The sequence below is a fragment of the Pantoea sp. FN0302 genome (genome assembly GCF_050113775.1).
Lineage (GTDB): Bacteria > Pseudomonadota > Gammaproteobacteria > Enterobacterales > Enterobacteriaceae > Mixta > Mixta alhagi.
The window spans coordinates 27,907-41,989 of sequence record NZ_JBNJSM010000005.1; the positions used below are offsets into that span (position 1 = coordinate 27,907).

General features: G+C 53.0%; 14 protein-coding genes. 7 read left to right on the forward strand and 7 right to left on the reverse strand.

Annotation, left to right across the window (positions count from 1 at the left end; all coding sequences use genetic code 11):
* The first annotated feature begins 27 nt into the window (after positions 1-27).
* Positions 28-1,473: a metalloprotease TldD gene (gene tldD / locus ACQE32_RS16520; protein WP_085068385.1), complete on the forward strand. Its 1,446-nt coding sequence runs from the start codon at positions 28-30 to the stop codon at positions 1,471-1,473.
* A gap of 33 nt (positions 1,474-1,506) precedes the next feature.
* Here the strand turns inward: tldD and aaeR are convergent, their stop codons facing one another.
* Positions 1,507-2,427: an HTH-type transcriptional activator AaeR gene (gene aaeR / locus ACQE32_RS16525; protein ID WP_426974868.1), complete on the reverse strand. Its 921-nt coding sequence runs from the start codon at positions 2,425-2,427 to the stop codon at positions 1,507-1,509.
* Positions 2,428-2,698: 271 nt separating this feature from the next.
* Here aaeR and aaeX point away from each other — a divergent pair, with 271 nt between their 5' ends.
* From aaeX to ACQE32_RS16550, 5 genes are all read left to right on the forward strand, one after another.
* Positions 2,699-2,902, forward strand: coding sequence for a p-hydroxybenzoic acid efflux pump operon protein AaeX (aaeX, locus tag ACQE32_RS16530; protein ID WP_085068381.1), 204 nt, complete (start codon positions 2,699-2,701; stop codon positions 2,900-2,902).
* An 8-nt stretch (positions 2,903-2,910) separates the two neighbouring features.
* Positions 2,911-3,843, forward strand: a complete 933-nt coding sequence (gene aaeA, locus ACQE32_RS16535; protein WP_427022111.1) for a p-hydroxybenzoic acid efflux pump subunit AaeA — start codon at positions 2,911-2,913, stop codon at positions 3,841-3,843.
* Between the two features lie 11 nt (positions 3,844-3,854).
* Positions 3,855-5,819 (forward strand): p-hydroxybenzoic acid efflux pump subunit AaeB, encoded by a 1,965-nt coding sequence (aaeB, locus tag ACQE32_RS16540; protein ID WP_427022112.1) that lies wholly within the window; start codon positions 3,855-3,857, stop codon positions 5,817-5,819.
* Positions 5,820-5,950: 131 nt separating this feature from the next.
* On the forward strand, positions 5,951-7,402 hold the full coding sequence (locus ACQE32_RS16545) for an NAD-dependent succinate-semialdehyde dehydrogenase (RefSeq protein ID WP_427022113.1): 1,452 nt from the start codon (positions 5,951-5,953) through the stop codon (positions 7,400-7,402).
* A 47-nt stretch (positions 7,403-7,449) separates the two neighbouring features.
* The gene (locus tag ACQE32_RS16550; protein ID WP_426974865.1) at positions 7,450-7,737 is read left to right on the forward strand and encodes a barstar family protein; all 288 of its coding nucleotides are present in this window, start codon (positions 7,450-7,452) and stop codon (positions 7,735-7,737) included.
* A gap of 152 nt (positions 7,738-7,889) precedes the next feature.
* Here the strand turns inward: ACQE32_RS16550 and yhcN (ACQE32_RS16555) are convergent, their stop codons facing one another.
* From yhcN (ACQE32_RS16555) to argR, 3 genes are all read right to left on the reverse strand, one after another.
* Positions 7,890-8,159 carry a peroxide/acid stress response protein YhcN gene (gene yhcN / locus ACQE32_RS16555; RefSeq protein ID WP_426974864.1) on the reverse strand — a complete coding sequence of 90 codons (270 nt, stop codon included), beginning with the start codon at positions 8,157-8,159 and terminating at the stop codon, positions 7,890-7,892.
* Between the two features lie 118 nt (positions 8,160-8,277).
* Complete coding sequence (gene yhcN / locus ACQE32_RS16560; protein ID WP_085068369.1) at positions 8,278-8,541, reverse strand: peroxide/acid stress response protein YhcN; 264 nt, start codon at positions 8,539-8,541, stop codon at positions 8,278-8,280.
* Between the two features lie 509 nt (positions 8,542-9,050).
* Entirely contained in the window at positions 9,051-9,521 is a 471-nt protein-coding gene (argR, locus tag ACQE32_RS16565; RefSeq protein ID WP_250651589.1) for a transcriptional regulator ArgR, read from the reverse strand.
* A 441-nt stretch (positions 9,522-9,962) separates the two neighbouring features.
* Between argR and mdh the strand changes: the two genes are divergently transcribed.
* A complete protein-coding gene (mdh, locus tag ACQE32_RS16570) occupies positions 9,963-10,898 on the forward strand; it encodes a malate dehydrogenase (protein ID WP_426974863.1) in 936 nt (311 codons plus the stop codon).
* Between the two features lie 99 nt (positions 10,899-10,997).
* Here mdh and degS read toward each other — a convergent pair whose 3' ends face one another.
* From degS to zapG, 3 genes are all read right to left on the reverse strand, one after another.
* Positions 10,998-12,053 (reverse strand): outer membrane-stress sensor serine endopeptidase DegS, encoded by a 1,056-nt coding sequence (degS, locus tag ACQE32_RS16575; protein WP_426974862.1) that lies wholly within the window; start codon positions 12,051-12,053, stop codon positions 10,998-11,000.
* A gap of 94 nt (positions 12,054-12,147) precedes the next feature.
* Positions 12,148-13,518, reverse strand: a complete 1,371-nt coding sequence (gene degQ, locus ACQE32_RS16580; protein ID WP_426974861.1) for a serine endoprotease DegQ — start codon at positions 13,516-13,518, stop codon at positions 12,148-12,150.
* A gap of 108 nt (positions 13,519-13,626) precedes the next feature.
* Positions 13,627-14,028 carry a Z-ring associated protein ZapG gene (gene zapG / locus ACQE32_RS16585; protein WP_085068359.1) on the reverse strand — a complete coding sequence of 134 codons (402 nt, stop codon included), beginning with the start codon at positions 14,026-14,028 and terminating at the stop codon, positions 13,627-13,629.
* Between the last annotated feature and the right edge of the window lie 55 nt (positions 14,029-14,083).

Sequence of the window (14,083 nt, forward strand, 5' to 3'; positions counted from 1 at the left end):
ATAATGTCACACAACGAGTGAGAAACGATGAGTCTGAATCTGGTAAGTGAGCAATTGCTAACTGCGAACAACATCAATCAGCAGGATTTGTTCACCCTGCTTGGGCAGCTTTCAGAACGTCGCCTGGATTATGCCGATCTCTATTTCCAGTCCAGCTACCATGAGTCCTGGGTGCTGGAGGATCGCATCATTAAAGATGGTTCCTGGAATATCGATCAGGGCGTTGGAGTACGCGCCGTTAGCGGTGAGAAAACCGGCTTCGCCTATGCCGACCAGATTACTCTGAACGCGCTGCAGCTAAGCGCGCAGGCTGCTCGCAGCATTGTTCGTGAGCAGGGCAACGGCAAGGCGCAGGCGCTGGCTGCGGTATCGCATCAGGCGCTTTATCCCGCTTTCGATCCTTTACAAAGCCTGTCGCGCGAAGAAAAAATCGCGCTGCTGCACCGCGTCGATAGCGCGGCGCGTATGGCGGACAAGCGCGTGCAGGAAGTCAGCGCCAGCCTGACCGGCGTATATGAACTGGTGCTGGTGGCGGCGACCGACGGCACGCTGGCGGCAGACGTGCGTCCTTTGGTGCGCCTGTCGGTCAGCGTACTGGTGGAAGAGGATGGCAAACGCGAGCGCGGTTCCAGCGGCGGCGGCGGACGTACCGGCTATGATTTCTTCCTTGCTGATGAAGCGGGCGAAGTGCGGGCCGAGCGCTGGGCGCGCGAAGCGGTACGCATGGCGCTGGTTAACCTCTCCGCCGTTGCGGCGCCTGCGGGCTCAATCCCGGTGGTGCTGGGCGCAGGCTGGCCTGGCGTGCTGCTGCACGAAGCGGTCGGGCATGGGCTCGAAGGTGATTTCAACCGACGCGGCACCTCTATGTTCAGTGGGCAGATGGGCAAACTGGTGGCATCTGAACTCTGTACGGTGGTAGATGATGGTACGCTGGATGGCCTGCGCGGTTCGTTAGCCATTGATGATGAAGGCGTACCGGGCCAGTACAACGTGCTGATCGAAAATGGCATATTGAAAGGCTATATGCAGGATAAGCTTAACGCGCGCCTGATGGGAGTTAAGCCCACCGGTAACGGTCGCCGTGAATCTTATGCGCATCTGCCGATGCCGCGCATGACCAATACCTATATGCTGGCGGGGCAGTCGACGCCGCAGGAAATTATTGAAAGCGTGGAGTATGGCCTCTACGCGCCTAACTTTGGCGGCGGGCAGGTGGATATCACCTCCGGCAAGTTTGTTTTCTCTACTTCAGAAGCCTATTTGATCGAGAAAGGAAAAGTGACGCGTCCGGTAAAAGGCGCGACGCTGATTGGATCGGGTATTGAAGCGATGCAGCAAATTTCCATGGTCGGCAACGATCTGGCGCTGGATAAAGGCGTGGGCGTATGCGGCAAGGAAGGGCAGAGCCTGCCGGTAGGCGTCGGCCAGCCAACGCTGAAACTGGATCGTTTGACCGTAGGCGGCACCGCCTGATTTATCTTCCCTGGCAGGCTCTCTGCCAGGGATTTAACCGCTGTTGCGATGTTCCTGATAGATCTCCGCCACCTTTTTAAACCAGGCGCTGAGATAATCAATACATACCTGTACTTTCAACGGCAGCTTATCTTTCTGCGTATAAAGGGCATAGACCGGACGCGGATCTGACTGATAGCGACTAAACAGAATCTCCACTTCACCCGCCTTAATCTCTTCAATCACCCACATCAGCGGAACATAGGCGATGCCGCAGCCTGCCTTCAGCCAGCGGATCAGCGTTTGTGAGTCATTGGTAACAAAGCGCCCCTGCGGCGAAAGATGCGTGCTGATCCCTTCCGGCGCAATCAGTTCGAAATCGCTGTCTGGCCGCACGCTATATTCCAGCCATGAAAAGTTAGCAATATCGGCGGGTTTCTCGGGCGTACCGTGCTGCTCAAGATAGTGTTTCGCGGCGCAAACCACCATCGGCATTGAGCCCAGTCGACGCGAAAACAGGCTGGAATCCTGTAAGGCTCCGACCCGGATCACCACGTCCAGCCCATCGGCAATCAGATCGGGTGCCGGAATACCGGTTACCAGATTCACCGTCAGGCCGGGATATTCCTGCAGCATTTCCGCCGTCATATTTGCCAGCACGTTTTGCGCCATGGTGGATGAGCTGCCGATGCGCAGCGTGCCGATCGGCGAGTTATTAAAAGCATACAGCTGTTCATGGACCTGATGCGCTTCCGTCAGCATCCGGCGACAGCCCTGATAGTAAATACGGCCCGCTTCAGTCAGCCCAAGGCTGCGGGTGCTGCGATTGAGTAATTTAACCTGCAGTTCATCTTCCAGTTTAGAGACAATCTGGCTTATAGAGGAAACGCTCATCTGTAACTGACGCGCAGCGGCAGTAAACGACCCCAATTCAACCACTTTGGCAAAAACCGACATACCCTTGAGTCGTTCCATTATTCACTCTGGCTTAAAAGTGATTTAGATCACATTATGTAGATAACTTATAGTCAGGCGCGTTACTATATGACGCCGGGTTGCCGTCTGGTGACTCACCTTTTGTGCCAGGACACTTAAGTACACGCTATGCTTTAGGTGCTGATATTCGTCTGACAGTGTACCTGTCGTCCGATCATCATCAACCCGTAATATGAAACTACCTGTATTTGCAGGCCGTTTCGCGCTGGCATCACGGTATGGCCCGGTTACGTATCAACAAGGATAAAAGATGAGTGTGTTACCGGTTATTGTCATATTTGGGCTCTCTTTTCCGCCCATATTTTTTGAAATCATTGTCTCGCTCTTGCTGTTCTGGCTGGTACGTCGCGTACTGCAGCCGGTTGGTTTGTATGATTTTGTCTGGCATCCGGCGCTGTTTAATACCGCACTCTATTGTTGCCTGTTCTATTTAGTATCCTGTCTGTTCGTCTGAGGTTTTAAGTGAAAGCTCTAATAAGAAAAATTGCGCGCTATGCCATTACCCTGATTCTGGTTGTTATCGCCGTGGTGGTTGTTTTCCGCGCCTGGGCTTTTTATACCGAATCGCCCTGGACACGAGACGCTAAATTCGCCGCTGACGTGGTGGCTATCGCCCCTGACGTCACCGGTCTGATTACTGACGTGCGCGTACGTGATAACCAACTGGTAAAAAAGGGCGACGTGCTGTTTACCATCGACCAGCCGCGTTTCGAGAAAGCGCTCGCGGAAGCAGATGCGGATGTGCAGTATTACCAGGCGTTGGTTAATGAGAAACGTCGTGAAGCGGCCCGCCGCAACAAGCTGGGCGTGATCGCTATGTCACGCGAAGCGATCGAGCAATCCAATAACGATCTGCAAACCGCCGAACATCAGTTGGCGAAGGCGCAGGCCTCACGCGATTTGGCGAAGCTGGATCTGGAACGTACGGTTATCCGTGCGCCAGCTAATGGCTGGGTTACCAACCTCAATGTATTTACCGGTGAATTTATCACGCGTGGCACAACTTCCGTGGCGCTGGTAAAACAGAACTCCTACTACGTGATGGGCTACATGGAAGAGACCAAGCTGGAAGGCGTTCGTCCCGGCTATCGTGCTGAGATCACGCCGCTGGGCAGCGATCGCGTGCTGCGTGGTACGGTTGATTCGGTGGCGGCTGGCGTAACCAACAGCAGCAGCAGCGTCGACAGCAAAGGCATGGCTACCATCGATTCGAATCTGGAGTGGGTGCGTCTGGCGCAGCGCGTGCCGGTCAAGATCCGCCTCGATCGGCAGCAGGGTAACCTCTATCCTGCAGGCACCACGGCCACCATCGTTGTCACCGGCGAGAAAGATCGCGAGCAGAAACCGGAAAATCCGCTGACCCGGCTGCTGCATCGCCTGCGTGAGTTCGGCTAAGCGAGGGCGTGATGCAACTCGAACGATTACGCTTTCCGGTTAAGCTGACTTTTGCCATTCTTATCGCGCTACTGATTGGCTTTCACTTTAATCTGGAAACGCCGCGCTGGGCGGTGATGACTGCCGGTATCGTCGCCGGCGGTACCGCCTTTGCCGCAGGCGGCGACCCTTACTCTGGCGCGCTGCGTCACCGCGGTATGCTGCGTATCATCGGCACCTTCCTGGGCTGTCTGGCGGCGTTGGTAATTATGATCGCCACCATTCGCGCGCCGGTGGTAATGATGCTGCTCTGCTGTATCTGGGCCGGGTTCTGCGTTTGGGTTTCCTCTTTGATGCGTGTAGAAAACTCTTATGCGCTGGGGCTGGCGGGTTACACCGCGTTGATTATCGTGGTCAGCGTGGATTTAACTGCCGGCACGCCAATGCTGGCTCCGCAGTTTGCGGTAGAACGCTGCAGTGAGATTATTATTGGCATCATCTCAGCAATTTTGGCGGATGTGGTGTTCTCGCCGCGCTCGATCAAGAAGGTGATCGATAAAGAGATCGAAACGCTGCTGTTAGAGCAGTACCGCCTGCTGCAGCTCTGCGTGGCTCATGGCGATAAAGAAGAGGTGGATAAGGCGTGGGGCAATCTGGTGCGACGCACCACGACCCTTAACGGCATGCGTAGCCAGCTGAATATGGAGTCGTCACGCTGGCAGCGGGCAAACCGCCGCCTGAAAGGGATGCACACGCTTTCGCTGACATTGATTACGCAGGCAGCGGAAACGTTCCTGATCCAAAACTCGCGTCCTGAATTTATACCGCCGCAGTATCGTGTTCTGCTGGAAAAAGAGGTCAACAACCTCAGCGATCTGCACAAGCATCTGAAAAATCTGCGACGTGTGATAAGCGCATCCGGCAGTAAAAGCACGCCGATGACGCTGGTGAGCTGGGTAGGCGCTGCGACGCAATATTTGATGCTGTTAAAGGGCGTACAGACCAATAGCAGCATGAGTCAGCAGGAAGAAGCTCTGCTGAGCCACGAAGTGGAAGTGGTGCGTGCGCGCTCAGCGGAAACCCATCATGCGATGATTAACGGCATCCGTACTTTTGTTGCTACGGCGCTGGGGACGCTCTTCTGGCTCTATAGCGGCTGGACGTCCGGCAGCGGCTGTATGCTGATGCTGGCGGTGATTACCGCGCTGGCGATGCGTGCGCCGAATCCGCTGATGATGGCGAAAGACTTTCTTTACGGGATGACGGTGGCGGTACCGCTGGGGGCGCTCTATTTTATGGTGATTATGCCCTCTACGCAGCAGAGTATGCTGCTGCTCTGTATCGCGCTCGGTACGTTAGCGTTTGTCGCCGGTATCTTTATCCAGCGGCGGCAGTTGGGTACGCTCGGTGCGTTTGTCGGCACGCTGAATATTGTGGTGCTGGATAACCCTATGACGTTCTCAGTAAACTCCTTCCTTGATAGCGCGCTGGGTCAGGTTATCGGCTGTTTTGTGGCGCTGATGGTGATCCTGATTATTCGCGACAACTCACGCGCCCGCACTGGACGCACCTTGCTGAATCGCTTTATGTATGCAGCAGTATCGGCTCTGACGACCAATCAGGCGCGACGTAAAGAGAACCATCTGCCTGCGCTTTATCAACAGCTGTTTTTGCTGTTGAATCTGTTTCCCGGCGATATTGATAAGTACCGTCTGGCGCTGACTTTGATTATTGGTCATCAGCGCTTGCGGAATGCGGAGATCCCGGTGAACGCCGATCTCTCGGCGTTTCATAAGCAGCTGCGTTATACCGCTGACCGGGTGATAGCTTCACGTAGCGATGACAAGCGACGTTATTATTATCATAAGCTACTGCGCGAGTTTGATACCTATCAGGAAAAGCTCCAGCGCTATCAGGCGCCGTTAAGCGTTACCGAGCCGGTTAAGCGCCTGGCCGATATGCTGAAAAAATATCAGAACACCCTGATCAATATTTAATCCTGCCGTCGGTGCCCTCAGGCACCGGCCTTTGCGCCCGTTCTCCCTGTTTTCCTGCCGTGCTGAAACCGAAGGCCCACGCTTTGCCAACTATACTTGGCACAACGGGACAGTAAAAACAGGAGCGTAAAATGACCCATTCCCTGCAAGATCATGAACTTTTCCAGACGGGCTGTCTGGTTAACGGCCAGTGGCAAACCCTGAGCGAAACCTTTGAGGTGCTGAATCCGGCTACCGGCGAGGCGATCGCGCGCGTAGCTAAAGGCGGCAAGCGCGAAACCGAACAGGCGATTGCTGCAGCCGAGCAAGCTTTTCCCGCCTGGCGTGCCCTGACCGCGAAACAGCGATCGGAGATTCTTTATCGCTGGTATCAGCTGATTATCGAGAATAAAAGCTGGCTGGGACAGCTGATGACCGCTGAACAGGGGAAACCATTGAAAGAGGCTGAAGGTGAAGTGGAGTATGCCGCCAGCTTTATTCAGTGGTTTGCCGAGCAGGCCAAACGCGCCAATGGCGAAATCATTCCACCGGCCAAAAGCGGCGCGCGCATACTGGTCACGCGGGAACCGGTAGGCGTGGTAGCGGCCATTACGCCATGGAATTTTCCAATGGCGATGCTGACGCGTAAGCTGGGCCCCGCGCTGGCAGCAGGCTGCACCGGCATTATCAAGCCTGCCAACAATACGCCGCTTTCCGCCTTTGCGCTGCTGGCGCTGGCGCAAAAGGCGGGCGTACCCGATGGCGTGCTGAACGGCGTTGCTGGGGATACCCATGCCATCAGCGATGCCATTATGGCCAGCGGCGCGGTGCGTAAAATCTCCTTTACCGGCTCCACGGCCGTAGGCAAAACCCTGATGCGTAACGCTGCAGAAACCATGAAAAAAATTTCTATGGAGCTGGGCGGCAATGCGCCTTATATCGTGTTTGAGGATGCGGATATTGAGGCTGCGGTTAAAGGGGCGCTCGCCAATAAATTCCGTAATGCCGGCCAGGTTTGCGTTAGCGTGAATCGCTTTTTTATTCACGATGCGGTTTATGAGCGCTTTGTTGAGCGGCTGGCAGAGGAAGTTAACAAACTCAGGGTCGGCAACGGTATGGAGGAGGGCGTAGTGGTTGGCCCGTTAATCAACCATGCTGCGGTAGAAAAAGTTGAGGAGCATGTAAAAGATGCGCAGGCGAAGGGCGGACGTATCGTGACCGGCGGCGCACGACATGCATTAGGCGGTAATTTCTGGCAGCCCACGGTTATCGCCGAGGCCAGTGAAGAGATGAAGTTAGCGCATGAGGAGACTTTTGGCCCGGTAGCAGCCTGTTTTCGTTTTACTGATGAAGATGAGGTTATCCGTCGGGCAAACGCCACGGAATATGGCCTTGCAGCCTATTTTTATACGCAAAATCTGCAACGGATCTTTCGCGTCTCTTCCGCGCTGGAAAGCGGCATGATCGGTATCAATGAGTGTGCAGTATCAACCGAACTGGCACCTTTCGGTGGCGTAAAAGAGTCCGGTCTGGGACGTGAAGGCTCGGTATTAGGTATGGAAGAATATCTGGAAGTAAAAGCCCTGCATATTGGTGGCCTGTAAGCAGATTGGGCGCGTGGCGCCCAATATCCTGGTAAGGAGCAACCGGCATGAAGAAAGAGATTTTTGACTTTAATGAGATCGTCGATCAGGCGCATTTTTATCGTCAGTTTAGCGAACGCTTTGCGCTTAACGATCGGTTAATTGTTGATCTGGATTCATTATGGGATGCCGTTACGCAATCGCAACTGCCATTACCGCTAGAAATAGAGTTTATTCATTTAGGAGCCGGGCAAAAACGCCGCTATGGCGCGCTGATTTTGCTGTTCGATGAAGCAGAAGAGGAACTGGAAGGTCAGCTTCGCTTTAATGTCCGTCAGACGAGAAAAAACCAATAAAAAAGGCCCTAAACAGTAGGGCCAAGGGGTTCGTCAAACAGCTGACGAGGAATGACTGATAGCGCTTTATTAAATGTCACGTTCAGCCTGTCAGACCCGCTAATAATTCAGGTATTTGACGGGATATCATGTTCAGGCCGTCGGCCCGGTAATTATTTGTAGATTTCAGCGGTGGCGTGGTAGTTACCGTTGGTATAAGCCTCAACAACGCGATAGGCAGAAGCGCCTTCTTTGTCTGCTTTCTGCGACAGATGCTGACGAATGGCGGTTGGGCTGGCATCAATACCGCTTACGGAAATGGTGCCGATGGGTTGCAGATTCTGGCTGGCAACGTCTTGCTGAGTAACCAGATCGGCTGCAGCTGCGCCAAATGAAAGCACGGAAGCCAGACCTAAAGCAGCAAAGGTAAATGTAGTTTTCATTTCTTACTCCTGAATATCGATGTTACGGCAGCCGGGATGGCTTGATAGCGATTATTATTTCTGAGGCTGCCTGAGTCGTTCATGCATTAAACCGGTGCACCCGGCAGTCACGTTGCGCTTATTTATACAGCTCAGCAGTAACGTGATAGTTATCGTTGTTACGCGCTTCGATAATGCGATAAGCGCTGGCACCCTGACGCTCAGCTTTTGCCTGCAGCGCCTGATGGATATCCATCGGCGTACCTGCAATGCCGCTGATGCTTACCGTACCAATTGGCTGCAGGTTTTGTGCCTGATCGGCGTTGATAGATTCTGCTGCAAAAGCGCTGAATGAGAGAGTAGAAGCAAGTCCTACGGTTGCGATGATAGTTTTAATGTTCATTGATCTGTTCCTCGTCTTCTATTTTTGTCTTTGTTTGCTCTGTGATCCGCATCACAAAAACAAGTATAGATCTAATCACGCATGAAATTAATATTCTGCTAATAATGTTTTGTTGTTACGCTTTAGCTAATGACGCTTTTTTTATAACCAAGAGTTATATAGAAAGGCTATTTATTGCGCAGAATTGGTTATTTTTTAATTAAAACAGTGTGATAAGTGGCTTTATCTATTTGTGCTTTGCTTTTTGGTCGAATCAACCAGTAAACATGCTTAGATGGTCACATCTCCTGCCTGGTGGTAATGCAGGCAGCACGATATGCGAATATGTTGATATAGCAGCCAATAAAAAAAGGCGCTCTTATTCCATTTAACGCTGAGAGTGGCGTTTTGAAACACAGTAAGGCAGGAAGAAGGAGAAGAACGGGTAGAGGATAATATGCGCAAAAAGCAATCATACTGAATTAACAGAAAACAGGATCGCCCACTAACAGCCAGCGATCCCGCTTTGCTTACAGTTCCTGTTCAAACAGATTCAGGATAGCTTCATAAAGTTGTTTCACGGTAAAGGCGCGCGCTGGCGTGATAAAAATGGTGTCGTCGCCTGCAATCGTACCAAGGATCCCTTCCGCTTTGCCTAATGAGTCCAACAGGCGGGCAATCAACTGTGCTGCGCCGGGACTGGTATGAATCACCACCAGCGCATCATTGTAATCAATATCCAGCACCAGGTTTTTAAGCGGAGAGGTTGTGGTGGGCACCCCCAGTTCGGCTGGCAGACAGTAAACCATTTCCATCTTCGCGTTACGGGTACGCACCGCACCAAACTTGGTCAGCATACGGGAGACTTTCGACTGGTTGATATTGTCGAAGCCTTCATCCTGCAGGGCTGTCACAATTTCACCCTGCGAGCTGAATTTTTCCTCTTTCAATAAAGCCTTGAATGCTTTAATCAGATCTTCTTGTTTCGATGGGTTACGCATAGGCTACCGATAATATAAAAATGCTGTGAAGCCCGGCCAGCAGGCAATACATTATTATGCATTTAAATGAATGTTTATGCAAATACGCTGCGGTGAACAGTGCCGTTACCGCGCAGTGGGCGCGCATTTTACCAGACTTTTGGCGCAGATAAAATTTACGCGAAGCGCATAGCTATGGCAGACGAAGTGAAGGGATTGTTATAAAATTGATGTTGTTCTGCTAAGCGCGGACGGTGTAAGGTATTGTTGATTAATTTATCTGTATCCGGTTACGCCCAGTGTCAGGCCTGTACGTAATGCGGTCATTTTCACCCGTTTCTGCTGGCTTTTATCGGCCAGGTAAAACGATGACAACGTCCTCGCTATTACTTCTCAGGTCGTCCAGCATAGTACCCCGCTGGATTCCGACATTTTTATGCTCACAATAATAAGGAGTTTAGGATGAAAGTTGCAGTTCTCGGTGCGGCTGGTGGTATCGGCCAGGCACTCGCACTTCTGCTGAAAACCCAGTTACCTGCGGGTTCAGAACTCTCTCTGTATGATATTGCTCCCGTAACGCCCGGTGTGGCCGTTGATTTAAGCCACATTCCTACGCCGGTTAAAATCAAAGGTTTCAGCGGTGAAGATGCAACGCCTGCGCTGCAGGGCGCCGATGTGGTATTGATCTCTGCCGGCGTGGCACGTAAGCCGGGTATGGATCGCTCCGATCTGTTTAATGTTAATGCCGGTATTGTACGCAATCTGATCGAGCAGGTGGCTAAAACCGCTCCTAAAGCGCTGATTGGTATCATTACCAATCCGGTAAACACTACCGTTGCCATTGCCGCAGAGGTGCTGAAAAAAGCCGGCGTTTACGATAAAAATCGTCTGTTCGGCGTGACTACGCTGGATATTATCCGCTCAAACACTTTCGTGGCGGAGCTGAAAGGCAAACAGCCGACCGAACTGAATGTACCGGTAGTGGGTGGACACTCCGGCGTCACCATTCTGCCACTGCTTTCACAGGTGCCAGACGTCTCTTTCAGCGAACAGGAAGTAGCCGATCTGACCAAACGTATCCAGAACGCGGGTACGGAAGTGGTTGAGGCCAAGGCGGGCGGCGGATCCGCTACGCTGTCAATGGGACAGGCAGCTGCGCGCTTTGGTCTGTCACTGGTACGCGCGCTGCAGGGTGAAAGCAATGTGGTAGAGTGCGCCTATGTTGAGGGCGATGGTGAATATGCGCGATTCTTCTCGCAGCCGCTGCTGCTGGGCAAAGAGGGCGTGGCTGAGCGTCGTCCCATTGGACAACTGAGCGACTTTGAGCAAAAAGCGCTGGAAGGCATGCTGGAGACGCTGAAGAAAGATATTCAGCTGGGCGAAGAGTTCGTTAAGTAATATTACTGATATTAAAAAGGGAGCCACAGGGCTCCCTTTTTTATTACGCAGCAGAAGACCGTTTTAAAAGGAGCCTTCGAGCGTCTTGTTACGGCGTCGCTATTGCGCAGGATATTCCTGAATGGTGACTTCCAGCGTCAGTTTCCGATCGTTACGAATAACCTGCACATCAATCACCGAGCCGGGACGTATCTCAGCCACCTGATCCATGGTTTCCTGCGCAGAAACGGCGGGCTTGCCGTTAACGCTGGTAATCAGGTCATTCGCCTGAATACCGGCTTTGGCTGCCGGGCCTTCAGGCGCAACGGTATTCACTACAATTCCCTGAATATGATCCACACCGGCATTCTGTCCATGCAGCGGTGGCACTTCACGCCCGGTAATCCCGATGTAGCCGCGAATAACGCGCCCGTCACGAATAAGCTTATCCATGATTTTTGTCGCCAGCGCGGTGGGGATTGCAAAGCCGATCCCTTCCGGCGTCTCGCCATCGTTACTTTTATCAAACGAAAGCGTATTGATGCCCATCAGCTCGCCCAGGGAGTTGATAAGCGCGCCGCCAGAGTTGCCCCGGTTAATCGAAGCATCGGTTTGCAGAAAGTTTTGTCGCCCGGAAGGGCTTAAGCCTACGCGGCCAGTGGCGCTGATAATGCCCTGGGTGACGGTTTGCCCAAGGTTATAGGGGTTGCCGATAGCCATTACGATATCGCCCACGTGCGCGATGCGTTCCGGGTTAATGGGAATAACCGGCAGGTTAGTGGCGGTGATTTTCAGTACCGCCAGATCGGTCAGGCTGTCAGAGCCAACCAGCATAGCCTCAATAAAACGTCCATCCTGTAACGCGACAATAATCTGATCGGCACCGTTGATAACGTGACGGTTGGTCAGGATATAACCTTTATTATTCATTATCACGCCGGAGCCGAGCGTAGTAATACCTCGTCCGTTACTGCTCGACGCGCTGCGGTTATAGACGTTTACCACGGCCGGAACGGCGCGGCGTACTCCCTGATTAAAGCTAAATGGCGTTTGATCGGCGCTGCTTTCCGGCACAGAAAGCAGGCTGCTGCCGATGCGCAACGCGGGCATCACCGCCAGTAAAATACCTGCGACGATCAGCCCCAGAACTACCGAGCGCAAGAGTTTAAGAAACATGATGTTAAGCTATATCGGAAAAGAACTGGGGCAGAATATCATGAGTTGCGCGGACACACACGGGCTTGTGTCCGCAACATGATATGGCGCTTTTTTAGCGCAGCAGCAGATAGAGGCTTTCACCGCCGCGTACGATATTCAGTGCCAGGAAAGGCGGCTTGCTGGCCAGTGCCTTACGCATCTCATCCAGGTTCTGAACGCGCGTGCGGTTAACGCCAATGATGACATCATCTTTTTGCAAACCGATCTGCTCCGCCGGCGTCGCCTTTTGTACGCTATCTACCTTAACGCCTTTATTACCGTCAGGCAGCTGACCATCGCTGAGCGCCGCGCCCTGTAACGCAGGCGTCATGAGTTCGTCGCTGGTCATAGTACGCGCGCTGGCATCAAGCTTCACCGTGACGCTAAGCGGTTTCCCTTCGCGCAGCAGGCCGATTTTTACCTCTTTGCCCGGCGGCGTGGTACCGATTTTCACCCGCAGTTCAGCAAAGCTGGTAATGGACTTGCCGTCCACAGAAGTAATAATGTCGCCAGACTTGATTCCAGCGGTCGCCGCCGCGGATTTAGGCAGCACTTCAGAGACGAAGGCGCCGCGTTGGGCATCCACATTAAAGGCGCGCGCCATATCAGCGGTCATTTCCGTGCCTTTAATGCCCAACTGACCACGTTTTACTTCGCCAGTCTCAATCAGCTGCTTAGCCAGCTCCATAGCCATATTGCCCGGAATAGCAAAGCCGATGCCAATGTTGCCACCGCTGGAGGCAAGAATAGCAGTATTGATGCCGATCAGCTCACCGTTAAGATTTACCAGCGCGCCGCCGGAGTTGCCGCGGTTAATTGCAGCATCGGTCTGAATAAAGTTCTCCAGGCCTTCCAGGTTCAGCCCGCTGCGGCCCAGCGCAGAGATAATGCCTGAGGTTGCTGTCTGACCGAGGCCAAAGGGGTTGCCGATGGCGATAGCGAAGTCGCCGACCCGTAACTGGTCTGAATCTGCAACTTTAACCTGCGTCAGGTTTTTCGCATTCAACACCTGAATAAGCGCAATGTCGGTCTGAGCATCGCGGCCCAGCAGCTTAGCGTCATATTCACGGCCATCGCTCAGCTGAACACTGATTTTATCAGCGCCGTTAACCACATGGTTGTTGGTTAAAATATAGCCTTTCTGGGCATCAATAATCACGCCCGAACCCAGTCCTTCGAAAGGCTGAGGTTGCGCATCCCCCTGTCCCTGACCGAAAAAGCGTTTTAACGGCTCAGGCAGATCCTGCGCGGCGTTTTCGGTTGCCGTGCCCTCAACATGAACGCTGACCACGGCCGGCAACACTTTCTCCAGCATGGGCGCCAGACTGGGCAGGGCCTGATTCTGGACCTGGGAAGGCAGCGAAGCCATGGCTGAAGGTGCCAGGCTGAAATTTAAACCAACGGATAAGGCTACCGCGCTCAACAATAATGATCTTTTCTTCATCGTTACGACGCTCTCGCTGCTTAACAGGGGATTGACAGAGTGACTTGCCAGCTCAGGTAGCTGGCTTGAAAAAGCGAAAGAAGACAGGGCGCTGGCGCGCCCCGTGAATCAATTGCGTGGCGTGCGCTCACCACGCAGCAGACCGGACGCATTTTCTGAATAATCACGCGGGATCTGCACCGGTGCCTGATCGTTATCCGCTTCCGCTTCGGTAAGCTGATAAGAGAACGGATTTTTCTCACCCGGCAGGTCAGGCAGCAGATCGTTAGATCCTTTCGCCATATGCTGATAAAGCTGACGATAATCACGCGCCATGTTATCCAGCAGCTCTGCGCTATGAGCAAAGTGGTTGGTCAACTCTTCGCGGTAATCCGCCAGCTCCGCTTTGGATTTCTCCAGTTCATACTGCAGCGAGCGCTGCTCGCGCAATTTCTTATTACCAAAACGCATGGCGACAGCGCCGATAATAATGCCAACGACTAAACCAATTAGCCCGTATTCCCAGGTCATAATGACTCCCGTATTGTCCTCGTTGTTCCGTAGGGCGTTCCACTTCAATAGTAGC

What these genes read in the sequence shown, in the direction of transcription:
- tldD (WP_085068385.1), top strand. Translation starts at nt 28, where the DNA reads ATGAGTCTGAATCTGGTAAGTGAGCAATTGCTAACTGCGAACAACATC.
- aaeR (WP_426974868.1), bottom strand. Translation starts at nt 2,427, where the DNA reads ATGGAACGACTCAAGGGTATGTCGGTTTTTGCCAAAGTGGTTGAATTG.
- aaeX (WP_085068381.1), top strand. Translation starts at nt 2,699, where the DNA reads ATGAGTGTGTTACCGGTTATTGTCATATTTGGGCTCTCTTTTCCGCCC.
- aaeB (WP_427022112.1), top strand. Translation starts at nt 3,855, where the DNA reads ATGCAACTCGAACGATTACGCTTTCCGGTTAAGCTGACTTTTGCCATT.
- ACQE32_RS16545 (WP_427022113.1), top strand. Translation starts at nt 5,951, where the DNA reads ATGACCCATTCCCTGCAAGATCATGAACTTTTCCAGACGGGCTGTCTG.
- ACQE32_RS16550 (WP_426974865.1), top strand. Translation starts at nt 7,450, where the DNA reads ATGAAGAAAGAGATTTTTGACTTTAATGAGATCGTCGATCAGGCGCAT.
- yhcN (WP_426974864.1), bottom strand. Translation starts at nt 8,159, where the DNA reads ATGAAAACTACATTTACCTTTGCTGCTTTAGGTCTGGCTTCCGTGCTT.
- yhcN (WP_085068369.1), bottom strand. Translation starts at nt 8,541, where the DNA reads ATGAACATTAAAACTATCATCGCAACCGTAGGACTTGCTTCTACTCTC.
- argR (WP_250651589.1), bottom strand. Translation starts at nt 9,521, where the DNA reads ATGCGTAACCCATCGAAACAAGAAGATCTGATTAAAGCATTCAAGGCT.
- mdh (WP_426974863.1), top strand. Translation starts at nt 9,963, where the DNA reads ATGAAAGTTGCAGTTCTCGGTGCGGCTGGTGGTATCGGCCAGGCACTC.
- degS (WP_426974862.1), bottom strand. Translation starts at nt 12,053, where the DNA reads ATGTTTCTTAAACTCTTGCGCTCGGTAGTTCTGGGGCTGATCGTCGCA.
- degQ (WP_426974861.1), bottom strand. Translation starts at nt 13,518, where the DNA reads ATGAAGAAAAGATCATTATTGTTGAGCGCGGTAGCCTTATCCGTTGGT.
- zapG (WP_085068359.1), bottom strand. Translation starts at nt 14,028, where the DNA reads ATGACCTGGGAATACGGGCTAATTGGTTTAGTCGTTGGCATTATTATC.